The sequence below is a fragment of the Flavobacterium flevense genome, assembly GCF_900142775.1.
GTDB classification, from domain to species: domain Bacteria; phylum Bacteroidota; class Bacteroidia; order Flavobacteriales; family Flavobacteriaceae; genus Flavobacterium; species Flavobacterium flevense.
Genome location: NZ_FRCC01000002.1, coordinates 282,578 through 308,166, shown reverse-complemented (window position 1 = coordinate 308,166; position 25,589 = coordinate 282,578). Strand labels below are relative to the sequence as shown.

The window sequence follows — 25,589 nt, the reverse complement described above, 5'->3', positions numbered from 1 at the left end:
ATGAAAACAAAATATATATTTTTAGCAATAACTTTTGCTATGTTATTTAGTACATTTTCTTGTACTGATTTAGTGGATGATAGTTATGGATCTGTTATTTCAGAAAATTATACTCCAAAGACAGAAACAGATATTAGTGCATTAGTAAATGCAGCATATATCCCTTGGAGAAAAACCATGTTGTTATGGAATGGAGTTGTAAGAGCTCAGGAACTCCCTGCTGATCAGGATGTACTTCCTGCACGTACCGGTATTGGTTGGGTAGATGGTTATGTTTATAAAAGAATGCATGAGCATACCTGGACTTCAAGTGATGATGGAGTGTTACAGCCTTGGAGTCGTACTTTTGAAGGGGTTAATACTTGTAATAGGATAATTTACCAAATTGAAACGGGTAAGATTGTGGTTAGTGATGAAAGAAAAGCAGAGCTTATAGCTGAGCTAAAAGTACTCCGCGCTTCTTATTATTACATACTTGTAGATTTATATGGAAATGTACCTATTGTTGTTGATTTTAGTGATACAAGTTTGCCAAAACAGGCTAAAAGAAGCGAAGTATTTGATTTTATAGTAAAAGAAATTAAAGATAATATTGAACTTTTATCCGAAACTCCAAGAGGTCTTTATTATGGACGTATAAATAAATGGGTTGCCAATACGCTATTGGCTAAAATGTATCTGAATGCTCAGGTATGGCGTGGTCAGGCCATGTGGGCAGAGTGTATTGCAGCATGTGATAATGTAATAGAATCAGGTCATTATTCTTTAGAGGCCAATCAAAAAAATGTTTTTATTACTGAAAATCAAAATTCAACCGAAATAATTTTTGCGCTTCCTTTTGATGAGAAATATGTAAAAGATTGGAATGCATTTGACTTTCATATGTATACTTTAGCAAGTGATAATCAAAGAACGTATCAGTTTACTAATTCACCATGGGGCGGTGTTTGTGCAATACCGCAGTTTATAAACTCTTATAATCCTGAGGATATTCGCTTAAAGGAAAATTTTATAACAGGTCAACAATATGCTATTACCGGTGAGGCTTTATCTATTAATTATACCAATTCTGTACCCTCAATAGATGAATCTGATAAAGATGATGGACTTCGTTGGGGTAAATTTGAATATGCCATAGGTGCTACTAATCGTTTGAGTAATGACTGGCCGATGTTTCGTTATGCAGATATATTACTTATGAAAGCGGAAGCTTTACTAAGATCTGGTCAGGCTGGAGCAGGAGCTTTGGTAACTGAGGTTCGTGCAAGGGCATTTACAACTAATCCGGCATTAGCTGTTGTAACGGACGCACAATTGATGCTAGGTAGTAATTATGATTATGGAAGACGTGATAAAAATTCTCAAACTTTTGAGGGTGGAGCTGATATTGTTATGGGAAGATTTCTTGATGAACTGGGTTGGGAGTTTACGCAAGAAGGGCGTCGTCGTCAGGATCTTATCAGGTTTGGCGTGTTTTCCACAAAATCATGGTTTTCGCATACAGCAACAAATGATGTGAACTTTAATTTGTTTCCAATACCTAATGATGCAATTTTAACAAACTCAAATCTTGAGCAAAATGATGGATATAAAAAACTATAAACTTGTTTTTATAATTCAGGCTGTCTGAAAATGCAAATGCCCCCAAAAAGTGAGATACTTTTTGGGGGCATTTTTTTGGAAAGAAAAGTTGGTTTAAAAATAGCTTTTGTTCTTTTTTATCTGAGGTTTTTGTCCAGAATTGAGCAACGAATTTTTCTATTCATTGTTAATAGGACTCTTTTAGCATCAGATAAACGGAGTGGGATGTTTTCTAATTGTTTAATAAATTTTACTTTTGTTATAAACATGATGTATAACGCAATATTTTGAATAATATGAAATATAAATTTTTAACACTATCCGCTTTTTTGCTGTTGAATCTGACGACTAATGCCCAACAACTTTCAAAATCCATTTGGGAAAGCAATAAACTGCCAGTGCCCGAATCAGTGCTTTACAGTGCAACTGACAACAAACTATATGTGAGTCTGATTGATGGAGCAGGCAACGTAAAAGACGGAAAAGGAGGAGTCGCCATTCTGAATACAGATGGCTCGATAAGCAACGAAAAATGGGTAGAAGGTTTGAATGCGCCAAAAGGTCTGGCTCGTTTTAAAAACACGCTTTTTGTGGCTGATATCACTGCTGTTATCAGTATTGATATTCCCAGTGGAAAAATCATTAATAAAATGGAAATTGAGAATACTGTTTTCCTGAATGATGTAACAGTTGATGATAAAGGCGTTGTCTATGTATCTGATACCCGTACCAATACTATATATCGTATAGAAAATGGCAAAAGCGAACTGTATTTAGAAAACGTGAGCGGTGCCAATGGCTTAAAATGGATCAATAAAAACCTGTATGTTTTAGCCAATACAGAACTATTAAAAATTGATAAAAATAAAAACAGAACGGTCATTGCCAAAGGTTTTGAAAAATCCGGTGACGGACTGGAACAGCTTAAAAACGGTGATTTTATAGTGAGCTGCTGGGCGGGCTTAATTTATTATGTAAAAGCCAATGGCGAAGTCAAAAAACTACAGGATGTACAGGGACAAATGAACACCGCTGATTTAGGTTATAACCCTAAAGAAAACATGTTGTATATCCCTACCTTTAACCACAACAATGTAATTGCGTATAAATTGCTGGCGGATTAAAAATAGTTTATTAAAACGTAAAATAGTAAAAAGCCTTTGCAGTGATGTGAAGGTTTTTTTTTGATATAAGGTTTTTGTTTTGATCCCCGTTTTATTAAATAACTCGGACAATTCCAAAATGTTTAAACCAAAAAAAAAGCCACTCAATTGCTTGAATGGCTTTCTAAAAAAGCTCCCCCTCTTGGGCTCGAACCAAGGACCCTCTGATTAACAGTCAGATGCTCTAACCAACTGAGCTAAGGAGGAAACTGTATATTTAATATGCGTAAGGAACGTTTTTGTTTGCTATAATTAAGATGTGATATCTTGTTCTTAGCGGTTGCAAATATAAGACGTTTTTTCAATGTAGCAAACAAAAAATGAAAAAAAATTTGATTTTTTTTACCTGCCTACAATGGCTTTATAAATGTCATTTCCGTTAGCAAATACTAACAATGTGATAAGTAAAACAAAACCAACCATTTGTGCATTCTCTAGGAATTTATCACTCGGTTTTTTACCGGAAACAATTTCGTATAATAAAAACATGACATGACCTCCATCAAGTGCAGGAATAGGCAATAAGTTCATTACACCTAGCATAATTGATAATAAAGCAGTGATTCCCCAGAATACTTCCCAACTCCAGGTATCTGGAAAAATATTATAAATAGCGGCAAATCCACCCACACCTTTGTAAGCTCCCGTACTTGGGTTAATCATCATTTTTAATTGTTTTCCATAGCTGATTAATTGGTCTTTTCCTTTTTCAATCCCAACAGGTATAGATTCAAAAAAACTGTAATTTTGAGTACTAACCTTATAATATCCTAATTTTTCTAAAGAATTATTATCTAATAATGCTGGTCTTACGCCTATTATTCCAGTTTTAGAAACTTTAATTGTAATTTTCATTTCTTTTAAATTACGTAATATTACGGCAGGAATCTCTTTTCCTTTATTTTTATTTGAAATACCTTCTACTTGATCAAAATATTTCACTTTTTCTCCATTTAAAGAAACAAAAATATCTTTTGCCTTTAAATTTGTGTTAGGAGAATCTTCTGTTAAAGTATTAACTACAAAAGGTATTCTTTGAGTAATTAAAAGTCCTTTTTCATGTTTAGACAATTGATCAATAAAGTCTATAGGTGTTTTTATAGTTTGCTTGATCCCATTTCTTTCAATAAGTATTTCTTTAGCCATGGCGACTTCTAAATTGATACTATTATCAAATTTCCCCACTTTTACCCCATCTATAGCAAGAATTTTATCTCCGGTCTTAATACCTGCTTTTTCAACTGCTGGATTGGTTACCCAAATCCCATCTTTCAAATCGTCCATAGCAATATAAGTATCGCCATAAGCAAATGCCATCCCAATGTAAATAATAAAAGCTAAAATGAAGTTGACTGTAACTCCACCAAGCATAATAATCAAACGTTGCCAGGCCGGTTTAGAACGAAATTCCCAAGGTTTTGGAGGCAGAGCCATTTGTTCCTTGTCCATACTTTCGTCAATCATTCCGGAGATTTTCACATAACCGCCCAGTGGCAGCCACCCAATTCCGTATTCAGTTTCACCTATTTTCTTTTTAAGCAGCGAATATTTAACATCAAAAAACAAATAGAATTTTTCGACTCTGGTTTTGAATAATTTAGCAGGGATAAAATGCCCTAATTCGTGTAGTATAATCAGTAATGATAAGCTCAATAAAAATTGAGAAAGCTTGATAATTATTTCCATTTTTAATTTTCTGTTCTTTATATTCGGCTAAAGTAACATTTTCTGTTTTAGTTGCAAAGATTTTAGGATTAGCTTGGATAATAAATGTTTGTTAATAATTTTCATTTTGCTTTTTGAAGCGTAACTTTACGTTTCTCAAAAAACAAAAAATCTATGGCATCCCAATTATTTTCTCCTATATCAATCAAACAAATTAACTTTAAAAACCGAATCGCCATTTCTCCTATGTGCCAATATTCATCCCTAGATGGATTTGCTAACGACTGGCATTTGGTGCATTTAGGCAGTCGTGCCAGTGGCGGAGCGGGATTAATTATTCAGGAAGCGACTGCGGTAGCTCCCGAAGGCCGAATTTCACCCGAAGATTTAGGAATCTGGAAAGACGAGCATATCGAAAAACTAAAAACCATTACCGCTTTTATCAAAAGTCAAAATGCAGTTCCGGGAATTCAATTGGCGCACGCCGGTCGTAAAGCCAGTGTTTCCTCACCCTGGAATGGCAATAAAAAGCTGACTGCTGCTGACGGCGGCTGGCAAACGGTGGCGCCATCAGCAATTCCTTATCATGATACTGAACCGTTTCAACCTGTTGCATTAGACAAAAACGGAATCCAACAATTAATTTCCGATTTTAAAACAGCAACAAGAAGAGCCGTGCAGGCTGGGTATGAAGTGCTCGAAATTCATGCAGCTCACGGCTATTTAAACCATCAGTTTTTATCGCCATTATCGAATGAAAGAACCGATGAATACGGCGGAAGTTTTGAAAACCGAATCCGTTTTACGATGGAAGTTGTTGAAGCAGTACAAACCGAATGGCCTGCTGATTTACCTTTATTTGTTCGAATTTCGGCCACTGATTGGGCAGAAGGAGGTTGGAATATTGAAGAATCCATACAATTGTCTAAAATCCTAAAAGAAAAAGGAGTCGATTTAATTGATGTTTCTTCGGGCGGACTGGTTTCGCACCAAAAAATTCCGGTAGAACCGGGTTATCAGGTTCCTTTTGCTGAAAAAATTAAAAAAGAAACCGGAATTTTAACAGCAGCGGTGGGATTAATAACCGAAGCACATCAGGCAGAAGAAATTGTAGCGAGCGAAAAAGCCGATTTGGTTTTATTTGCCAGAGCATCCTTGCGCGATCCTAACTTAGCTTTACATTTTGCGAAAGCATTGGAAACCGAAGTTCCCTGGCCTGTGCAATACGAAAGAGCAAAGTAGGTTTAACCGCAAAGGTCACAAAGTCCTTCGACTCCCGAAGTATCGGGACAGGATGACACACAAAGACCACCAAGATTTTAAAATAGTTCGAGCATTCGTGGGCTAAAAAAATCTGTGATAATTTGTGTAATTTGTGGTGAATTTAACCTCAAAGATTTTTAAAGATTAATTAGTGCATTCGTGGCATAACAAATACAAGATAAATAATTATGAAAACAATAAAAACAGCCTTGCTTTCTTATGGAATGTCGGGTAAAGTATTTCACGCACCTTTTTTAGAACTACATCCCGGTTTTGAATTATTAGGTTCCTGGGAAAGAAGCAAGAAATTAATTCAGGAAGATTATCCGCAGGTTAAAAGTTTTGCTTCTCTGGAGGAAATTTTAGCAAACGACGCAATTGATTTAGTTGTTGTAAACACCCCAATTGATACCCATTTTGAATATGCCAAAAGAGTTTTGGAAGCAGGAAAGCACGCCATTGTTGAAAAAGCATTTACGACTACTGTTGCCGAAGCTCAGGAATTAGCGGCTTTGGCCAAAGAAAAAGGATTAAAATTAGCTGTTTTCCAAAACAGAAGATGGGACAGTGATTTGAAAACCGTACGCCAGATTTTATTAGACGGTGCTTTGGGCGAAATTGTGGAAGCCGAATTCCATTTTGACCGATACAATCCATTGTTGAGTCCTAAACTACATAAAGAAACGGTGAATTCCGGTTCTGGAATTCTGAAAGATTTAGGGCCGCATTTAATTGATCAGGCTTTGTATTTGTTTGGTTTTCCAAAAGCTGTTTTTGCTGATATCAGAATCACCCGTGAGAATTCGGTGGTGGATGACTGGGTGGATATTTTGTTGTACTATGCTGATTTCAGAGTGCGTTTAAAAGCAAGTTTCTTTGTGCGTGAACCTAATCCGGCGTATGTAGTTCACGGTAAAAAAGGTTCGTTTTTAAAACCAAGAGGCGATGTGCAGGAAGATGATTTGAAAGTAATGAAAAAACCTAATTTGAATACTTGGGGAACAGAACCTTTAGAAAAAGAAGGTTTTTTACATACTGAAATGAACGGTACCGTCATGCATGGAAAAATCCCAACGCTTCAGGGGAATTATTATGAGTTTTTTGATGGAGTTTACAATTCGATTATCAATAATACTGATGAGCCTGTTACCGCTCAGGACGGTGCGCGAGTCATGCAAATCATAGAAGCCGCAATTCAAAGTAGTGCCGAAAAAAGAGTGATTGATTTGTAGTTTTTCTTTGCGTATAAATTTTTTTTAACCACAAATTTTCTCAAATTATTTGCTGCAAATTTGTGGTTTGAATTGCCTTTGGCTTTAGCCAAAGGTTTTTTGTAGATATTATTTATTGGCTTTAGCCAAATTAGTATTAGTGAATCTGTCAAAATACGTTTTACCTGCCTGTCGGAGACAAGTAGGTGTTCCATTTGAGTACACGATCTGTTAAACTTATAAACGATAACGATGTAATAAATTGATGTAACACTTAATTAATACATCGTCCCGATTGCTTTTTGTATTTTTGTGGTTTCAAATTCTAAAACACAGCGCCTTTGTTACGATTAAATTTTATAGGAAGCTTTAGAGCACAGGGAAAAATCAAGAAGAGTTTTAGAAATGCTAAACTTTCTTATTTAAAGAGAGTACGTGTTGCTGTTGCTTCTTTCTATTTTGGCATGGGATTGTGTTTTGCAACCTGGGCAAGCCGGATTCCGGATATTAGAGTGGCACTCGATCTTAGTGATGCCGACTTAGGTACTATTTTGTTTGCACTTCCTTTGGGACAATTGACTATGATGCCCTTTTCAGGAAAATTAGTCACCCGTTATGGAAGTCATCGTTTGGTAGTTTTGTCTTTGAGTATGTATGCTTTTTGCCTGACTAATTTAGGTTTGGCTACCTCCGCCTGGCAATTGGCTTTAGGCTTGTATGCTTTCGGACTTTTTGGGAATATGAACAATATTGCTGTTAATACTCAGGGCGTTTATACGGAACAGCTTTTTCAAAGAACCATCATGGGATCTTTTCATGGGGTGTGGAGTTTTGCCGGCTTTACCGGTGCTTTACTGGGATTAGCAATGCTGGCTTTAAAATTAACACCTTACTATCATTTTATTATTGTTGGAATAATTACGGTATTACTTATAGCTTTCAATTATAAATATTTGGTTAAAGCCAAAGAAAGACGAAAAGTTGTCGAAAAGAAAAAATTGTTTTCTAAACCGGATATGACTTTAATCTGGCTTGGAATTATAGGTTTTGGATCTATGGCAAGCGAAGGAATTATGTTTGACTGGAGCGGAATTTATTTTAAAGACATTGTTCAGGCACCGGGTCCGCTGATTGTTTTGGGATATACCTCTTTTATGATTATGATGGCTACCGGGCGTTTTCTGGGTGACGGAATGATTAATAAATTTGGACGAAAAAAAGTAATACAAACCGGCGGTTTCTTAATTTCTGGCGGACTTTTTACATCGGTATTTTTACCTTTTTTAATTCCCTCAACTATCGGTTTTATGCTGGTTGGGCTTGGAGTTTCAACCATTGTGCCTACACTTTACAGTATAGCAGGAAAGCATCCTACCATTCCTCCCGGTGAAGCCTTAACCGCTGTTTCCAGTGTGAGTTTCCTTGGTTTTTTAATGGGTCCGCCCGTGATAGGATATATTGCTGAATTATTTGGCCTTCGATTTTCATTTGCTTTTATAGGTGTATTTGGTATTCTTATCGCTTTCCTTGTTCCAAGAATTAAAGTGATTCAGTAGTAATTAACTCCGTCGGATGAAAAGATAGGTTCTTTCATAAAATAATTTTGTACTATTTTTTGTAAAAAAAATCTAAAAAACACTTCGTCTAAATAATTTTTTTCTTACTTTTAGTATCGAAAGTGTTATCTGACTTTGTTAAGTCATGTATTTCCCCACCTTTTAAAAAGCTTAAATTGATTCTTCATTAATTCCCCTATTGATGTTGAAATATTCCTTTTTGGGATATTTTTTATGCTACTGAGTTAGCTTTTTCAAAGTTGTATGATTGTGTGAAACCTTTTTGCCAAACAGAAGGATTTTTACAACTAATTCTATTGGGGTTATGAAATATTTTCTTGTTTTACTGTTCGGCATTGGATGTGTTAGTAGTGCATTGGCACAAAATGGAACTCAAATTTCAGTTAAAGTTTTAGATGCAAAAACACAAACACCACTAGTGGCGGTTGTGGTGGCTATTCAGAATACTAATTTTACGTTGCTTACTAATCAGGAAGGCACTGTTGTCTTTGATGCCGTTCCTGCAGGTGAGTATTTAGTGCTTTTTCGCAGTCAGGGTTATAAAGAAGCCTTGTTTCCGGTTGTAGTACAAAATAACTTAGCACTGGATTTAGGAACCATTTTATTAGAATTAGATCAGGTTACTGATCAGCAAGCCGCCGTTATTCAGCTTTTCGAAGATGATTTAACCGATGACAACAGCAGTTCCGAAAATACTTCAGGATTATTGCAATCTTCCAGAGATGCTTTTCAGCAGGCTGCCGCTTTCAACTGGGGACAGGCACGGTTTAGAATTCGTGGTCTCGATAGTGAAAATGCTACTACGATGATCAACGGGCTAACCATGAACAAAATGTATGATGGAAGACCGCAGTGGAACAATTGGGGCGGTCTCAATGACGCTACCCGAAATCAGGAGTTTTCAATAGGAACTACTCCATCCGATTATACTTTTGGAGGAATTCTGGGAACTCAGGAAATCAATACCCGGGCTTCCATTTACCGGGCAGGAAGCAGGATTACAGCGTCGGCTACTAATACTAATTACAGTTGGAGAATTATCGGAACTTATGCTTCGGGAATGAGTAATTCAGGTTGGGCTTACGTGATTTCGGCAGGAAAACGCTATGCTCGGGAAGGTCATTTTGAAGGAACTACGTATGATGCCAATTCTTTATTTTTAAGTATCGAAAAAAAATTAAACGAGCAGCATTCACTCAATATCACAGGATTTTACACCCCCAATGAACGCGGAAAAAATTCACCAAACACAGCTGAAGTTAATAGTTTAACTTCTGAAAATTACAATTCCTACTGGGGATATCAAAACGGAAAAATCAGAAATGCCAGAGTAAAAACCATTGAAGAACCTGTTGTGATGCTCAATCATTATTTTAAAATTAATGATCATACAAATCTCAATTCGGCAGTGATGTATCAAATTGGGAAAGTAGGTAATAGCAATATTGATTATCAAAATGCCAATAGTCCCGATCCTGCTTATTTTAGAAAAATGCCCAGCTATTATACGGCTCTTTATGCAGCTGATAACGGAGAATTCTCAGGAGATTTTATTCCGGATAATGATAATGCGGAGAAAAACAGACTGGCGTTTTTAACTAATAGGCAAATAGATTGGGAAGCGATGTATCGGGCCAACCAAAATCCGGTGACAGATGCTAATTCAAATATAATTGGTTATGAACCCGCACAAAGTCATTATGTGTTGTACGAAGACCGGAATGATGACAAAACCATTGCAGTAAATTCTAATTTTAATTCTCAGCTTAGCGAAAATCTGATTGTCAATGCGGGAATTTCGTTTCGGGATTTTAAATCGCATAATTACCAAAAAGTATTGGACTTATTAGGAGGAGCTTTTTTTGAAGATATTGACGGTTTTTACAGCGGAACCCAGGCACAGTCTGATTTAAATAAACCAAACAGGCAGGTAAAAGTGGGTGATACTTATGGATATAATTACAACTTTTCGGCAACTGTTCTGGAGGCTTTTAGTCAGTTTAAATTTTCGTACAGCATCATTGATTTTTATCTGGCTCAATCTTTTTCTAAAACTACTTACCAACGGGAAGGTTTGTACAAAAACGGAATTTATGAGACAATTTCCTTTGGCAAGAGCCCAAAAAAAGACTTTGAAAATTTCGGTTTCAAAGGCGGAATGCTGTTTAAAATTTCCGGTAAGCAATCGTTGCAACTTAATGCGGCTCATTTAACCAAAGCGCCTAATTTGAGAAATAGTTTTGCAAATGCGCGACTGAATAATACCCTTGTGGATGGCTTAGAAAGTGAAACAATTAATAGTGTGGATGCGACGTATGTTTTTAGAACTCCGAAACTAAAAACGAGACTTACTGCGTATTATTCGACAATAAAAAATGCAACTAAAATTAGTTTTTTTTATGCCGAAGGAATATTTGATAACGAAGCAGGTTACACCAATACGAATGCTTTTGTGAGTCAGACGCTGACACATTTGGACAAAAAAAACATTGGCGCTGAACTGAGTTTGGAGTATCAGATGAGTGCGACTTTAAAAGCAACTTTTTCGGCAGCTTACGGAAAATTCACATTTGATAGTAATCCGAATGTGAGTATCAACAATGATGCGGTAGCTACGGTAGAAAATACTAATCCGTCTTTTGATTTTGGTACAGCATTTTTAAAAAATTATAAACAACCGGGAATGCCGCAACAGGCCTATAGTGTGGGATTAGAATATAGGGATCCTAAATATTGGTGGATAGGTACGAATGTTAATTATCTGACTGAAAATTACATTGATGTTTCGCCAATTTCCAGAACCAATCGGTTTTATACCAATCCAGCCAGTAGTTTTCCTTTTCCGGAAGCAACTCAGGAAAGAGCAGCACAATTGCTAAAACAAGAACAATTTGATGCTGTGGTTTTACTGAATTTAATTGGTGGGAAATCATGGAAAATTAAAACAAAATATCTGGGGTTGTTTGCGAGTGTTAATAATGTGCTGGACAGCAAATACAAAACGGGCGGTTATGAACAAGCCCGGAATGCTAATTTCAGGCAACTCAATCAGGATGTTTCCAGTGGGACGCCATCTTTTGGCAATAAATATTTCTATGGCTACGGCCGAACGTATTTTGTGAATATCAATTTCAGTTTCTAATTTAAAATTCAGCTATTATGAAAAATCATACTTTTCAATTTTTGTTAATGCTATTATTGTTGACTGTTGTAGCATCCTGTGCTAATGATGATGTGAAAATTCCGGAGTTAAATTGCAATCAGCCTGATTTTGAAGTCAATAAAACAGTTGCTGATATTAAGGGAAATTCGGCTGAAATAGTAGCGCAATATACTTATGATGACGTGATAGAAGGCTATGTGGTTTCCAGCGATGAAAATGGTAATTTTTTTAAGACCATTTCGTTTCAAACTTTGGCTACAGCCACAACTCGTGCTATGGGGTTTAGTGTTCCCGTAGATGCGACTAATCTGTATGTTGATTTTCGGGTTGGGAATAAGGTATATGTAAAACTGAAAAATCAATATACTGATTTGTATTACGGAGGTTTACGTATTGGGAGTTTGTATGTCAGCCCGTTTAATCAGGGCGGGGTGGGCAGGCTTTCGCAAAATGATTATAAAAACGTATTGCATGCTTCCTGTACTAATGTAAAAGAAGAGCAATTGGTTCGATTGATTGATTTAGGCGAAATTAATGACAGTCAGCTGAACACGCTTATCGAATTGTCAGAGGTACAATTTACAGAGCCAGCTATTGGACGACATTATTATGAAGAAACAAATGATGTGGGCGGAGCGACTAACTGGAATCTGGTGGACAAAAATGGCAATCAGCTAATTTTCAGAACAAGCAGTTATGCCGATTTTTCTAAGAGTATTGTTCCCGGGGGAAGTGGTAAAGTTCGGGGTGTTTTGACCAAATACGCCACTGATTATCAATTGGTAGCCAGAAAAGAGGCTGATGTTCAGATAGCAGGAACCAGAAATATTCCTTTTTTTGTTGAAGATTTTCAAACTGTTACTCATGGAACTAATTTGAGTTTGCCGGGATGGAGTAATATTATTCAGGCGGGTGCAATAGTCTGGAAAGGCGGTATAAATGCTACAAACGGCTATGCTGAATTTGTTATTTCAGGGACTAAAGTAGTGTCTAATATAGTTTGGTTAATTTCTCCTAAAATAGATATGGATGTGCATACTAATGAAACGCTTTCTTTTAGAACGGCACAACATCATTTAGATGTAGATTCTCCTCTAAATACACTTGAAGTATATGTTTCAACTAACTATGATGGGGCAAATGTTAAAACAGCAACATGGATTCCTATTTCGGCAAAGATTCCAACTCAGGCTTCGACCTGGAATGAATTTATTGGGTCGGGGGCGATTGATTTGTCAGCTTATACAGGGAAAATCAATATTGCTTTTAAATACATTGGTTCCGGCAGGAATTTAGCTTTGGATGGTGCTTTTTTAGTGGATGATGTTCAGATTTATGGAGATTAGAGATATAAAAAAACGGCTCGTAATTTAAATTACGAGCCGCCAGATTAAACAATTTATAATTAATTTTTCAGTATTAAATTTTGTGTATTCACACCATCAATACCACTCACTTTTATCAGATATATTCCTGATGCCTTACCGGAAATATTAAATGAAAAAGATTGAGTGCCTTCTGATAGCAAAACATCGCGTTGCTCGACAATTTGTCCGTTTACAGTAGCAATAGTGATGGTCGATTTAATAGCTTTCACACTGTTAACTTCTATTGAGAATGCACCCGAAGTATGATTTGGATAGATTTTTATTCCAGATTCAGTTGTACCGGTTTCATCAGAAACGAAAGATTTATCGACCATTCTGTTAGTTCCACAAGATCCAATGTTATCCCCATGATCCAGATGTTGTTGAACAGCTGATGAAGCTACACAAACAGAGTTTCCGTTGTGACACATCATTACCTTATCGTTGTTGTTGCCACAGCGAACGTCTATTACATTGATTACTATTGAGGTAGTTGCCGTACATCCTTCAGCATCAGTAATAGTTACATTATAAGTTCCAGCTGTATTAACATTGACAGATGCTGTTGTTTGCCCATTACTCCAGTTATAAGTGTAAGGAGCTGTACCACCATTTGGTGTAGCTGTAATTGTAAATGAGGAAGGACCATAACCAATATACAAGGTGTTTTTGTTATCTGTAGCCTGATTTATTGCATAAACATCATTAATTGTTACACTAACAGCCGGATTAACAGTAATTGTACTGGTAATTGTTGTCTCATTAGTATGGATATCCGTAACAGTCCATGTGATTGTAGAAATTCCTACATTAAAGTTACCACTGGCATCATTGCCATTACCACTTCTTGAAGTAGCCCCGTTTATGATGTAGCTAATCGAATCAATACCACAATTATCTGTAGCAGCTATAGTAGGAATGGTGTAATCACCTTCATTGTAACACAGTGTTACAGCTTGCGGAATTACAGTAATCTCCGGTTTTTGCGCATCTGTTACAGTTACTTTTTGAGTAGCTGTCTGACTGTTGCCTACGGCATCTATTGCTGTCCAGGTGACAGTTGTGATTCCAACAGGGAAAATCTCTGGTGCGTCATTTGTTAGTTCAACTGTATTTGTATCGCTTGCTGATGCTGTACCTAAAACTACATTTGTAGCTTCACAACTTCCGCTATCTGCGTTAATGTTAAGATCAGCCGGAGTAGTGATAACCGGGCTTGTATGGTCGAAAGTATAAATTTCACCATTCATGAAACCTTCTGTAAAACTATTATTAGCTTCATCAATTATTCCGGTATTTGCGTTGTTGATGTCTAAACGAAGCGTTCCGTCACCTGTAATGTTATTTATTGTTACATCAAATGAAGCACCCGTAACAGAAGTAACAGCAGCAATAGTTCCAGATACATTTCCGGTGGTATAAAGTGCAAAATCAGCGGTGTCAACTCCACTCACATTTTCAGAAAAAGTAACGCGATAGCTAACACTTGTCGCATTGTTTTTTTCAGCGTCAGGTATAAGTCTGTTAATTGCTGTAACTGTTGGAGCTATAGCATCTACAACCGCAATTTTTGCCGTTTGAATATTGTTTACATCCATGTCATACCCTATGTAATAACTGGTATAGGGTGGCTGGTTGTAACCTGAATTTTGCCAGGCAATTGCGGTACGATATTGTGGATCATGCATCAAAGTGGGAATACGGTAATCACTGGCAATATTAGTTGTAAAAATTACAAGAGCTGAATTATCAGATTCACGTAAAATAATTTCTTCTCTCCAATCCCCTAAAAGATCTGCTTGTAAACAAGGATTGCTTTTAGTGCTATTATTGGTGGATACTCCTGTAGCTGTTTGATTATAGATTGTAAATAAACGACCCGCACTTTTAGTAGCAGGATTCCATTTGTCAATATAACCTCTGTCAAATAATTCACGGCCAAGATCGCCATCCCACCAAATTCCTGAATTATAAGAAGGAACACTGCTGCTTATCGCATTTCCTTTAGCATCATATACCTTTCCGCCTGCAGAACCCCACATTTCATAACCTTTGTAGTTGGGGTCTAAATCGGCTGCCATGGCACGACCAACATCACCCGTAGTTGGGATTCCCCAATTAGTTTGACCTGTTTTAGCATCATATTGTCTCAGTCCCATTCCGTCATAATTTCCTGGCGATTCCAGACAAATCCAGATTTCCTGTCCCGGACGGTCTAAATCCATGTCTGTCATGTGCAAGGCATCTCCGTGACCCATTCCATAAGTCCAAAGCGGTTTTCCGTCATCATTAATAGCACTGGAGCCATTGATGATTTCATCTTTTCCGTCTCCATCTACATCACCTATTGTCATTTGGTGATTTCCTTGACCTGAATAAGAATCATATTCCGGATGGGTTGGATCTTTACTGTCAAAAATCCAGCGTAATGTTAATTGTCCGTTACGCCAGTCATAGGCTGCACGCATTAGTTTATTATAATAGCCGCGTCCTACAATAATACTTGGGCGGGCTCCGTCAAGATAAGCAACAGCCGATACAAAACGATCCTGACGATTTCCATAATTATCACCCCAGTCAGAAGTATTTGCTCTGGCAGGCTGATAAGTAGTGGTAGCCATTGCAGCACCTGTTAATCCGTTAAAAACAGTTAGGAATTCAGGTCCTTGTTGAACCCATCCTCCAGTATTACGATAATCAACAGTAGCATTACCTATTACAGTACCTGCACCGTCAATTGTACCATCGGCTGTTTTTAAAATAATTTCGGCTTTGCCATCTCCGTCAAAATCATAAACCATAAACGGATTATAATGTGGACCTGCATTTACATTTATTCCTAAATCAATACGCCATAATCGGGTACCGTCTAATTTATAGCAGTCAAAAATTTGTTTCCCGCTATAACCGCCTGCATTGTCATTTACAATAGTAGGATCCCATTTTAAAATAATTTCATATACACCGTCACCATCAACATCACCTACAGAAGTATCATTTGCTGTGTAACCATAAGTGCGTCCGTCAGGTAATGTACCTCCCGGAGGTATTTGAAGAGGAACTTTCAATTGATTTTTTGCCCATACAGTTACAGCAGCGGTTTCAGTTCCTTCTACACCATCAATTACAGCTTTGATACTGTAACTGTTAGTATTAGTATCAGTCGCATCGGTATAATTAGTTGCATTGGTTATAGGAGAAGCATTTACTTTTACTCCGTTTCGATATACATTAAATGCAATAGTAGCAGGGTCATTACCCAGTAATCTCCAGCTTAAAAATACCGAGTTAGTCGTTTTTTGAACTGCTATAAGACCTCTTGTTAAAAACTCTACCTGTTTAGGAGTTGAAACCACGGCATCAGGAACTTGTAAGGTGTTTAATCTGACAGTGTTTCCATAAGAAGCTGCACCGCCATTGATAGCATAGGCTCTGGTATAATAAAACGTTCCGGGTGTAAGTCCGGTAAGGGTTACTGAAAAATTGCCTATGCCTCCGCTAACATCTGCTACTTTAGCATTAGCTGTAGTCGGATTAGGATTCGAATTACTGTAAACCACGCCTCTTTCGGTTATGGCTTGTCCGCCATCAGAGGTAATATTTCCTCCGGATACTGCTGTGGTGGTAGTAATATTAGTAATGTCATTAGTTGTAAGTTCCGCTGGCGGAGGAGGTGGAACATACGTTCTGACAATAGGAGTAGTTATGTTGTTTGAATTCGCTTTGGTGTAAACCACATAAGGATAGGTAGCATTTCCTATGGCAATAGAAGGCCATCCAGTGGGTTCATCAATACCTCTTATTACTGCAGGATCTTTCAATTCAGTCCATGTTGTACTTTCTGCTGCCAGAAAGCGAACACGGGTTGGAAACACGTTTGTCGAAGAAGTATAATCTATAAACGAACAATAGAGATTTCCGGATTTGTCATTTATTAAACTAATATTAGGGGAGTCTCTTGAAGCAAGTGTTGTGGCTGATCCCCAGGTATTTGTTGTTTTGTTATATAAAATTGCTGTTGCTCTGTTAGAAGAACCAGTATTAAAATAAGCAATACAAATGCTGTTATTGTCTCTGACAGCAATGTTAGTATGTCGTACTCCAACAGTTGGAATGGGATTGTTCGTTACTAAAGACCATGTACCACCATTAAAACCATACAAAGTCATATTACCTGTACTGGAATTAGTTGCAGTTAGTTTGGAATAAACTAACCAAGGTTTGTCATTAGCATCAATTGCTAAACCCACAGCAGCAGCAAAATCTCCAGAAACAGCTCCCGTACCTACGGTTTCCCATGCTGTTTCGTTGAATTTTTTAACATAAGGAATCATACCTGCTTCACTAAAAGCAATGTAAGGGCTATTAAATGAATCGAATGCCATAGAACAGCGTTGAGTGGATCCGTATTGACCTACCGCACTCATGCCATTTGCATTTCCTGTAGAAACATACAGCGAATTACTGTCTTCCGGATTTAATGGATTCCAGGTTTCAGTGGCAGTGTCAAACTTCTTTACGGCTAGTTTAGAACCGGCTGAAAGATCAATGTAAGTTGCATATAAATCACCAATAGCATTAGCATAAATACGGGTGTAAGAAGCATTATTACTAAGGTTTGCGCCAACTTGCTCCCAAGTTCCGTCGGCTAAACGTCTTTTTACTCTTGGCACTCCACTTTCTGTAAATACTACGTAAGGTGTAAAAATGCTTCCGTTTTTTACAACAGCAATGCTGGTGTATGCTGAAGCAACTGAAGAAATTGCTTGTTCGTTGCCTAATATATTCCATTGTTGTGCAAAGGAAGAAAAGCAACTAAACAAAAAACATACCGTCAGGCTGATTTTAAGGCATAACAGACGGTAAGAAAAAGTAGTTTTTCTAGTCATAAATAAGTTGGTTAATGGTTAATAGTGAGTAAATATAATTAGCTGTAAATCAATTCGTATCCTGTGGTATCTTGTGGTGTCCTGAAATTCATACAGGGTAGTTATTCCCAAATAAATAAAGCTCACTTTTTTATAAGACCGATCGAAATTGAGGGGGCTTAATTTTTAAAGGTCATAGTTCGAATTTTACTATATTTGGCCTTTAAAAAAAATATTTTACTATGAAACATTTATTATCAGCAGTATTGATTTTGACTCTTTTTATTTCCTGTAAAAAAGAAAGTAACAATACCAGCGAAGCACCAAGTGAAATTCCTTATGTAGCCAAAAATGAAAAGGAAATTGAAAAATATGTTGCTGAAAAAGGATTAAAAGGAACTAAAAGCGAATCCGGGTTGTATTATGTAATCAAAGATCCAGGAACCGGTAAGCAGGCAACTCCTGAGTCTAATGTAACCGTGGCTTACAAAGGCTATTTTATGGATGGGAAAGTATTTGATCAAAGTGATGAAAAAGGAATTTCTTTTGGACTGAATCAGGTGGTAAAAGGCTGGACAGAAGGAATTTCATACCTAAAAGAAGGCGGAAGTGCATTGCTTGTTATTCCTGCAAAACTAGGATATGGCGGAAATGATTATGGAAGCATTCCGGGTGCATCAGTACTTATTTTTGAAGTTAAATTAATTTCAGTGAATTAAAATTTCTTTTTTTCAGACAAAAGGAATATTTTTAAGAAATTATAAATTCAATTCCTAAGCTGCAAATCATTAAATTTGCAGCTTATTATATGATATGTTAGAAAAAGAAGTAATAAATTTCGAAAAAACGGCCATTGTTGGTATTGTAACTCAAAATCAGAGTGAAGAGAAACTCAATGAGTATCTGGATGAATTAGAGTTTTTGACTTATACTGCAGGCGGACAAGTGGTAAAACGTTTTTTCCAAAAAGTAGACAAACCCAATCCAAAGACTTTTCTTGGAACCGGAAAAATAGACGAGATTCATCATTATGTAAAAGAGAACGGAATCTCCACCATTATTTTTGATGACGAATTAACGCCTTCGCAGCAAAAAAATATCTCCAAAATTATCGATTGTAAAATTTTGGACAGAACCAATCTGATTCTGGATATTTTTGCACAAAGAGCGGAGACTTCCTATGCAAGAACCCAGGTAGAACTGGCACAATGTATCTATTTGTTACCGCGACTTTCGGGATTGTGGACCCACTTAGAGCGTCAAAAAGGGGGAATCGGAATGCGTGGTCCGGGAGAAACGGAAATTGAAACCGACCGTCGTATTGTACGTGACCGAATTTCGTTATTGAAAGAAAAAATCAAGGCTATCGACAAGCAAATGGGTACTCAACGAAGCAATCGCGGCGCTATGGTTCGTGTGGCTTTAGTGGGTTATACCAATGTGGGAAAATCGACTTTGATGAACGCCATAGGCAAAAGCGATGTTTTTGTCGAAAATAAATTGTTTGCCACACTGGATACTACTGTTCGGAAAGTGGTGATTAAGAATTTACCTTTTCTGCTTTCGGATACGGTAGGTTTTATTCGAAAATTACCCACACAGTTGGTAGATTCCTTCAAGAGTACGCTTGATGAGGTTCGTGAAGCCGATTTATTATTGCATGTGGTTGATATTTCACATCCTGATTTTGAAGACCATATCGCTTCGGTAAATCAAATTTTATTAGACATCAAAGCAGCTGACAAACCAGTAATTATGGTTTTCAATAAAATAGATTCGTATAGACATTTGACTATTGACGAAGACGATTTAATGACCGAAAAAACGACTAAACACTATACGCTGGAAGAGTGGAAATCCACCTGGATGAGTCGTGTAGGGGAAGAAAAGGCATTGTTTATCTCGGCAACCAACAAAGAAAATTTCGAAGAATTCAGAGAAAGAGTTTACGAAGCCGTACGCCAAATTCACATTACGCGTTTTCCATACAACAAATTCCTGTATCCGGATTATAAGGATGCGATTGAAAAAGAAGAAAAAGAATAATTTTTTTTTTCGAAATAAAACTAAAAAATCCCTTTTGAAATTATTTTTTCAAAAGGGATTTTTTATGATTAAGATAGATTTTCTAAAATCCGTAATTAACTCCTAAGCCAAATACTTCTCTTACCTGAACACCTTTTATAGCGTTATCATCATAGATGGTTTGCAATGCAACATTTGCCGAAAGGTATTTGTTGATTTTCATCACTACATTCATTTGGTAGTCGATATCAACATTTTGTGGATCTTCTAAATAATTAGAATATAAATTCAGGCGGTTTTCAATCGTAACGTTGGTAAGAGCAACAAATTTATAATAAGCTGAAACGCTGGCTCCAAATTCAAAACGGGTATTGTCTCCTTGTAAAACACCAAAAGAAGAACCTAAATCTGTAAAATGCTTGTGAACCAAAATTAATTTACCTGCTGCCGGAGCAATGTTAATACTTGCATTGTTATCTTTTTTCCATAAAAAACCGGGTCTAAATTGAAAATAGGCCGGAGAGAAAAAATGAGAAATCACCTGATTATTTTTATCAAGACCCACGTCCATTTGCGATTTAAAATTAAAATACATCGAATAATACCAGTTTTTAGCCTTAGCTTTTTTTCCCCAAAGAGAATTTAATTCCAAACGGTCGTCTGTTTTGGCAGTATTTTCATTCCCTTTTATTTTACTTAAACCATAAGCAAGGATAAATTTATTATCCCATACTACATCTCCTTTTTTATAATTAAAGTCGTAGTTTAAACCAAAATTCCCAGCAACGTTTGAAGTTCCATCACCCAGCCATTGTCTGTTATATGCTGATTGACTTAACAATAAAGACATATTGCTTTTTTTGTCCACACTTTTGTGGTATCTTTTTCTGTTTCCTGAGCCTGAATTGTAAAGGCTGTCAGAATTAAAACAACAAATAGAAGTAGTTTTCTCATATAGATGTTATTGATTTTAGTTACTTTTTTGCTTTATACAAAGGCACTGCTGAACAGGCTTCTCCATACATAATGCTTCTTGCAAAAGGTTGTAAATGGTGAGCTGCTAACACATATGCTCTTGTAGGAACTGGTTTTTTTGAACAACCTTTTATAATAACTGATTTATTTTCGTAAACTTTATAATCTATTTTAGGAAGCAATTCTTCGTATAAAGATGCATCTAAATCTTCTTTGTTTCCATTGATGATTTTTTTAGCAAAAGGCGCTAATTGTATTGCTACTAAAATAGAAGCCCATGCCGGAACAATGGCATCAGTACTGCAATTAATTGCTACATATTGATCCTGATATTGTGTCCAGTCATGATTTTTAAGTTGTTCTCTAAAGTCTTTTTCTTTTAATAAAAATCCTTCGAGTAACCATTGCGAAATATCAATTTGCGTACGAACGCCTTTAGGATAGTAATCTTCTAAGTCGAAAACTTCCAAGGCACTGTTTGCTACTTTATTTACAATTTCTTCCATTATTCTAGTATTCATTTAACGGTATTCAGTGTTCAGTAGCTATAGAAACTGCCTTCTGCTACTGATTACTGCTTACTATTTTTTAAAGCATTCCCAATTCTAATTTAGCTTCTTCGCTCATTAAGTCTTTGCTCCATGGCGGATCAAAAGTAATTTCTACTTCAGCACCTTTGATGTGTTCAATTGATTTTACTTTTTCTTCTACTTCTCTAGGTAAACTTTCGGCAACAGGACAGTTTGGAGATGTTAGTGTCATTAAGATTTTTACTTCATAATCGGTATTTACCATTACGTCATAAATTAGTCCTAATTCATAAATATCTACAGGAATCTCCGGATCATAAATGGTTTTTAATTTCATTACAATCGCTTCTCCTAATTGGTTGGTGTCTATTTCTTGTTCCATTTTGTTTAGTTGTTTTGAATCCTATAAGTTATATAAGTTCCTTTAAATTTAGTATTCTTTTTAATTACTATAAAACATATAGTTATTCGGGGCATCATAAAGATAGTATTAAACTTTCTTTTATGGACTTTTATGACTTATATGTTTTAAAAAAAGCTTATTTCTTAGCATCAAATGCCAAAGCATACATTTTAATATTCTTTATCATCGAAACCAATCCATTAGCTCTCGTAGGAGATAAATGTTCTTTTAGTCCTATATCGTCAATGAAGTCCATTTCGGCATCAATGATATCTTTGGGTGTCTGATTTGAAAAAACACGAATTAAAATAGCAATAATTCCTTTAGTTAATATAGCATCACTATCGGCGGTGAACACTATTTTATCATCCTTTTTTTCTCCTTGTAACCATACTTTAGATTGACAGCCTTTAATTAAATTTTCGTCAATTTTTGATTCTTCTTTGATTAAAGGAAGATTTTTTCCTAATTCTATAATGTATTCATAACGCTGCATCCAGTCATCAAACATGGAGAATTCATCAACTATTTCTTCTTGTATGTCTTTAATTTTCATTGTTTTGTTTTGCAAATGAATTTATTTTAGTCACTATTTTTTTTATTTCGGCAGGAGGAAAACCATGGTCAAAACTTTGTGATTCATAGTTTTTTCCTGCATAATTTATTTTTAGATTAGCGATTGCCGCACCGTCATAAAAACGTTTTTCCGTAGGCGATTTCAGGTTTTTTATTTCTTCTAAATCTACTTCCTGAAAAAGTTTAACGAATTCTTTCCAGTCTGTATCTGAGATTTTAGTTTGAACAGCTTTCCCTTTTCTGTCATTTTTTATGCTTGCAACATGATTTTCGATACTAATTTCCCGGTAAAATCCTCTGGAGTTTGCTGTATAAATCAATTGAGCCGTTTCAATATTTTGTTGAGAAACTCCTTCGCAGCCTTTGCCTAGAAAAATAGTCAGAAATAATAACGATAGTAGTTTCATGTTTTTATTTTAAGATAACATTAATTGGGCTTTTTTAACCGCTTCAACTAAGGCATCTATTTCTTCTTTAGTATTGTAAAAAGAGAATGAAGCTCTTATGGTTCCCGGAATGCTGTAGAAATTCATAATAGGCTGGGCACAATGGTGTCCTGTTCTTACTGCAATTCCTAATTTATCAATAATACTGCCAATATCATACGGGTGAATGCCTTCGATATTAAACGAAATTACCGAAGTTTTATTTTTAGAATTTCCATAAATACGCAAACCTTCGATTTCTAATAATCGTTTGGTTCCATATTCCAATAATTCTAATTCTTGTTTTTGAATGTTTTCAAAACCTACTTCATTTAAATAATCAATAGCTGTTCCCAGTACAATTCCTCCGGCAATATTAGGTGTACCGGCTTCAAATTTATGAGGTAAATCGGCATATGTAGTTTTTTCGAAAGTAACTTCTTTGATCATTTCGCCACCACCCTGATAAGGCGGTAATTTATTCAGCCAGGTTTCTTTTCCGTACAAAATTCCGGTTCCTGTAGGACCACACATTTTATGTCCGGAGAAAGCATAAAAATCACAATCTAATGCCTGAACATCAGGTCTTAAATGCGCTGCTGACTGAGCTCCGTCAATAAAAACAGCGGCGCCTACTTCATGCGCTTTATCAATCATGTATTTTACAGGATTGATAATTCCAAGTGCATTGGAAATATGATTTACCGTAACAATTTTTGTTTTGTCCGAAAGCAGTTTATCATATTCCGCCATAATCAATTCGCCATTTTCATCCATAGGAATGACTTTTAGCGTAGCTCCTGTCTTTTCACAAAGCATTTGCCAGGGAACAATGTTACTGTGATGTTCTAAATGCGAAACCATCACTTCGTCGCCAGGTTTTAAAATGGAAGCAAATCCGTTAGCTACTAAATTAATCCCAAAAGTAGTTCCTGAAGTAAAAAGTACTTCATGAGCATGTTTAGCATTAATGTGCTTTTGAATTTTGCTACGGGAAATTTCATAGGCATCAGTGGCCAACTGGCTTAAAGTATGTACACCACGGTGAATGTTGGCATTAATTTCCTGATAATATTTTGCAATCGCATCGATAACTACCTGCGGTTTTTGCGAAGTAGCTCCGTTGTCGAAATATACTAATGGTTTTCCATTTACTTTTTCATTAAGAATAGGAAAATCGGCTCTTATTTTTTGAATGTTCAGCATAACTATTTAGAAAAATTCTATTATACAAAAGTACTAAAACTAAAATTGTTTTTTACCTCAATTGTTCGTTTTGATTGATTGTAGTATCAGTTTAATTTATTAGAGATTTTATATATTAATAAATCACGTAATCTTTAGAAATTTCACACCAACACACTAAGTAAAATTTACAAAGGGCACAAAGTTTAGTAAAAACCTTGTGCCCTTTGTGTATTTATTCGTTTAAAAACTACAAATCAAATCCTAATTTCACTCCTAATTTCATAGCAATGATTTTAGTGATTCTTTGTTTTAATTCCGGTATTTTGATGTTTTCGATTACTGCATTAGAGAAAGCATACATCAACAAAGCTTTGGCTTCTTTTTTAGGAATCCCTCGTTGTTGCATGTAGAATAAAGCGGTTTCGTCTAATTGTCCTACCGTACAACCGTGAGAACATTTTACATCATCAGCAAAAATTTCCAATTGTGGTTTCGCATTAATAGTAGCTTTGTCACTCAATAAAATGTTGTTGCTTTTTTGGAAAGCATTCGTTTTCTGAGCTTCTTTCTCTACATATACTTTTCCGTTGAAAACGCCTGTTGAACGATCTGAGAAAATTCCTTTATAATCCTGGAAACTTTCGCAATTTGGTTCCGCGTGGTTTACTAGAGTATAGTGATCTACGTGTTGCTTGTCACCAATAATAGTAATACCATTCAATGTACTTGTCAGTCTTTCACCATAATGGTAAAAATTCAGGTTATTTCTGGTTAGGTTTCCACCAAAAGAAAACGTGTGAACAGAAGCATGACTTTCTTTTTGTTGCGAAACGTAAGTGTTGTCAATTAGATTCGCTTCAAGGCTATCATTTTGAATTTTATAATAATCCACAATGGCACGTTTTTGAGCAAAAATTTCTGTAACCGAATTGGTTAAAACAGGATTTTCGCTTAAACTTTGGTGACGTTCAATAATTTGTACATGAGAATTCTCGCCTACAATCACTAAATTTCGTGGCTGAGTCATCAATGCTGATTCATTTCCTGTTGAGAAATACATAATCTCAATAGGTTTATCAGCAACCTTGCTTTTAGGGATGTTGATATAAGCCCCTTCGCTGGCAAAAGCAGTGTTTAATGAAGTCAGGCTATCATCTTTACTGGCAATTTTGTTAAAATAGTTATCAATAACCATTTTGTATTTTGGTTTTGTCAATGCCGAAGACATTAAACAAACATCGATTCCATCGTGAGTAGTTGAAGACAGGTGAGAGCTAAAAATACCGTCAATAAAAACTACTTTATACGTATCGATTTCGTGGATAAAGTATTTTTTTACCTGATTAAATTCTATTGCACTGTCTTTTTTAGGAAAAACGGTAAAGTCATTTTTTAGAATGGCATTTAGCGAAGTATATTTCCAGGCTTCTTCTTTTTTAGAAGGAAATCCTTTTGTTTCAAAGTTTTTTAAAGCCGAAGTTCTCACATCATGCAGTTCTGAATGAACATCGATGCGTTCTTCAAAAGCCATGAACGATGAGATTAATTTTTCTTTTAATTCCATTTTTGTAGTTATAAGTTAGGAGTTATAAGTTAGGAGTGCTTCCGA

18 protein-coding genes and 1 tRNA gene are annotated in these 25,589 nt (G+C 36.1%); 9 read left to right on the top strand and 10 right to left on the bottom strand.

All coding sequences use genetic code 11. From position 1 onward, the window contains the following. Together BUB89_RS04505 and BUB89_RS04495 are read left to right on the top strand one after the other, a co-directional pair. Complete coding sequence (locus BUB89_RS04505) at positions 1-1,602, top strand: RagB/SusD family nutrient uptake outer membrane protein (RefSeq protein WP_073242392.1); 1,602 nt, start codon at positions 1-3, stop codon at positions 1,600-1,602. Positions 1,603-1,877: 275 nt separating this feature from the next. Beyond that, positions 1,878-2,705 carry an SMP-30/gluconolactonase/LRE family protein gene (locus tag BUB89_RS04495; RefSeq protein WP_073242996.1) on the top strand — a complete coding sequence of 276 codons (828 nt, stop codon included), beginning with the start codon at positions 1,878-1,880 and terminating at the stop codon, positions 2,703-2,705. Positions 2,706-2,877: 172 nt separating this feature from the next. Here BUB89_RS04495 and BUB89_RS04490 read toward each other — a convergent pair. Next, positions 2,878-2,951, bottom strand: a tRNA-Asn gene (locus BUB89_RS04490). 135 nt (positions 2,952-3,086) lie between these two features. Continuing rightward, positions 3,087-4,430: an RIP metalloprotease RseP gene (gene rseP, locus BUB89_RS04485; protein WP_073242388.1), complete on the bottom strand. Its 1,344-nt coding sequence runs from the start codon at positions 4,428-4,430 to the stop codon at positions 3,087-3,089. Between the two features lie 153 nt (positions 4,431-4,583). Between rseP and BUB89_RS04480 the strand changes: the two genes are divergently transcribed. The 5 genes from BUB89_RS04480 to BUB89_RS04460 all read left to right on the top strand — a co-directional run bounded on the left by BUB89_RS04480 (position 4,584) and on the right by BUB89_RS04460 (position 12,969). Then, complete coding sequence (locus tag BUB89_RS04480) at positions 4,584-5,651, top strand: NADH:flavin oxidoreductase/NADH oxidase (protein ID WP_073242386.1); 1,068 nt, start codon at positions 4,584-4,586, stop codon at positions 5,649-5,651. A 209-nt stretch (positions 5,652-5,860) separates the two neighbouring features. Then, positions 5,861-6,904: a Gfo/Idh/MocA family protein gene (locus BUB89_RS04475; protein ID WP_073242384.1), complete on the top strand. Its 1,044-nt coding sequence runs from the start codon at positions 5,861-5,863 to the stop codon at positions 6,902-6,904. Positions 6,905-7,224: 320 nt separating this feature from the next. After that, a complete protein-coding gene (locus tag BUB89_RS04470) occupies positions 7,225-8,439 on the top strand; it encodes an MFS transporter (protein WP_073242382.1) in 1,215 nt (404 codons plus the stop codon). Between the two features lie 325 nt (positions 8,440-8,764). Next, positions 8,765-11,602, top strand: a complete 2,838-nt coding sequence (locus BUB89_RS04465) for a TonB-dependent receptor (RefSeq protein ID WP_073242380.1) — start codon at positions 8,765-8,767, stop codon at positions 11,600-11,602. 17 nt (positions 11,603-11,619) lie between these two features. After that, positions 11,620-12,969 carry a DUF5689 domain-containing protein gene (locus BUB89_RS04460; RefSeq protein WP_073242378.1) on the top strand — a complete coding sequence of 450 codons (1,350 nt, stop codon included), beginning with the start codon at positions 11,620-11,622 and terminating at the stop codon, positions 12,967-12,969. A gap of 59 nt (positions 12,970-13,028) precedes the next feature. Here the strand turns inward: BUB89_RS04460 and BUB89_RS18070 are convergent, their stop codons facing one another. Then, positions 13,029-17,879 carry a rhamnogalacturonan lyase family protein gene (locus BUB89_RS18070; RefSeq protein WP_073242375.1) on the bottom strand — a complete coding sequence of 1,617 codons (4,851 nt, stop codon included), beginning with the start codon at positions 17,877-17,879 and terminating at the stop codon, positions 13,029-13,031. A gap of 221 nt (positions 17,880-18,100) precedes the next feature. Between BUB89_RS18070 and BUB89_RS04450 the strand changes: the two genes are divergently transcribed. After that, the gene (locus BUB89_RS04450) at positions 18,101-18,577 is read left to right on the top strand and encodes an FKBP-type peptidyl-prolyl cis-trans isomerase (protein ID WP_073242373.1); all 477 of its coding nucleotides are present in this window, start codon (positions 18,101-18,103) and stop codon (positions 18,575-18,577) included. 94 nt (positions 18,578-18,671) lie between these two features. Next, positions 18,672-19,904 (top strand): GTPase HflX, encoded by a 1,233-nt coding sequence (hflX, locus tag BUB89_RS04445; protein ID WP_073242371.1) that lies wholly within the window; start codon positions 18,672-18,674, stop codon positions 19,902-19,904. Positions 19,905-19,986: 82 nt separating this feature from the next. Here hflX and BUB89_RS04440 read toward each other — a convergent pair whose 3' ends face one another. The 7 genes from BUB89_RS04440 to sufD form a co-directional block, all read right to left on the bottom strand. After that, on the bottom strand, positions 19,987-20,733 hold the full coding sequence (locus tag BUB89_RS04440) for a DUF3078 domain-containing protein (protein WP_317048472.1): 747 nt from the start codon (positions 20,731-20,733) through the stop codon (positions 19,987-19,989). A gap of 124 nt (positions 20,734-20,857) precedes the next feature. Further along, positions 20,858-21,364 (bottom strand): DUF2480 family protein, encoded by a 507-nt coding sequence (locus BUB89_RS04435; protein ID WP_073242994.1) that lies wholly within the window; start codon positions 21,362-21,364, stop codon positions 20,858-20,860. 82 nt (positions 21,365-21,446) lie between these two features. Further along, positions 21,447-21,770: a DUF59 domain-containing protein gene (locus tag BUB89_RS04430; protein WP_073242369.1), complete on the bottom strand. Its 324-nt coding sequence runs from the start codon at positions 21,768-21,770 to the stop codon at positions 21,447-21,449. Positions 21,771-21,927: 157 nt separating this feature from the next. Continuing rightward, positions 21,928-22,347: a SufE family protein gene (locus BUB89_RS04425; protein ID WP_073242367.1), complete on the bottom strand. Its 420-nt coding sequence runs from the start codon at positions 22,345-22,347 to the stop codon at positions 21,928-21,930. Continuing rightward, positions 22,337-22,774, bottom strand: coding sequence for a hypothetical protein (locus BUB89_RS04420; RefSeq protein WP_073242365.1), 438 nt, complete (start codon positions 22,772-22,774; stop codon positions 22,337-22,339). Before BUB89_RS04420 ends, BUB89_RS04425 begins: the two co-directional genes overlap by 11 nt. A gap of 9 nt (positions 22,775-22,783) precedes the next feature. Then, positions 22,784-23,998 (bottom strand): aminotransferase class V-fold PLP-dependent enzyme, encoded by a 1,215-nt coding sequence (locus tag BUB89_RS04415; RefSeq protein ID WP_073242363.1) that lies wholly within the window; start codon positions 23,996-23,998, stop codon positions 22,784-22,786. 229 nt (positions 23,999-24,227) lie between these two features. Then, positions 24,228-25,544: a Fe-S cluster assembly protein SufD gene (gene sufD / locus BUB89_RS04410; protein WP_073242361.1), complete on the bottom strand. Its 1,317-nt coding sequence runs from the start codon at positions 25,542-25,544 to the stop codon at positions 24,228-24,230. Between the last annotated feature and the right edge of the window lie 45 nt (positions 25,545-25,589).

Coding starts and splice junctions, on each gene's coding strand:
- BUB89_RS04435 (WP_073242994.1), bottom strand. CDS start 21,364: ATGGAAGAAATTGTAAATAAAGTAGCAAACAGTGCCTTGGAAGTTTTC.
- sufD (WP_073242361.1), bottom strand. CDS start 25,544: ATGGAATTAAAAGAAAAATTAATCTCATCGTTCATGGCTTTTGAAGAA.
- BUB89_RS04465 (WP_073242380.1), top strand. CDS start 8,765: ATGAAATATTTTCTTGTTTTACTGTTCGGCATTGGATGTGTTAGTAGT.
- BUB89_RS04420 (WP_073242365.1), bottom strand. CDS start 22,774: ATGAAACTACTATCGTTATTATTTCTGACTATTTTTCTAGGCAAAGGC.
- BUB89_RS04425 (WP_073242367.1), bottom strand. CDS start 22,347: ATGAAAATTAAAGACATACAAGAAGAAATAGTTGATGAATTCTCCATG.
- BUB89_RS04430 (WP_073242369.1), bottom strand. CDS start 21,770: ATGGAACAAGAAATAGACACCAACCAATTAGGAGAAGCGATTGTAATG.
- hflX (WP_073242371.1), top strand. CDS start 18,672: ATGTTAGAAAAAGAAGTAATAAATTTCGAAAAAACGGCCATTGTTGGT.
- BUB89_RS04450 (WP_073242373.1), top strand. CDS start 18,101: ATGAAACATTTATTATCAGCAGTATTGATTTTGACTCTTTTTATTTCC.
- BUB89_RS04415 (WP_073242363.1), bottom strand. CDS start 23,998: ATGCTGAACATTCAAAAAATAAGAGCCGATTTTCCTATTCTTAATGAA.
- BUB89_RS04440 (WP_317048472.1), bottom strand. CDS start 20,733: ATGTCTTTATTGTTAAGTCAATCAGCATATAACAGACAATGGCTGGGT.
- BUB89_RS18070 (WP_073242375.1), bottom strand. CDS start 17,879: ATGACTAGAAAAACTACTTTTTCTTACCGTCTGTTATGCCTTAAAATC.
- BUB89_RS04460 (WP_073242378.1), top strand. CDS start 11,620: ATGAAAAATCATACTTTTCAATTTTTGTTAATGCTATTATTGTTGACT.
- BUB89_RS04475 (WP_073242384.1), top strand. CDS start 5,861: ATGAAAACAATAAAAACAGCCTTGCTTTCTTATGGAATGTCGGGTAAA.
- BUB89_RS04495 (WP_073242996.1), top strand. CDS start 1,878: ATGAAATATAAATTTTTAACACTATCCGCTTTTTTGCTGTTGAATCTG.
- BUB89_RS04505 (WP_073242392.1), top strand. CDS start 1: ATGAAAACAAAATATATATTTTTAGCAATAACTTTTGCTATGTTATTT.
- BUB89_RS04480 (WP_073242386.1), top strand. CDS start 4,584: ATGGCATCCCAATTATTTTCTCCTATATCAATCAAACAAATTAACTTT.
- rseP (WP_073242388.1), bottom strand. CDS start 4,430: ATGGAAATAATTATCAAGCTTTCTCAATTTTTATTGAGCTTATCATTA.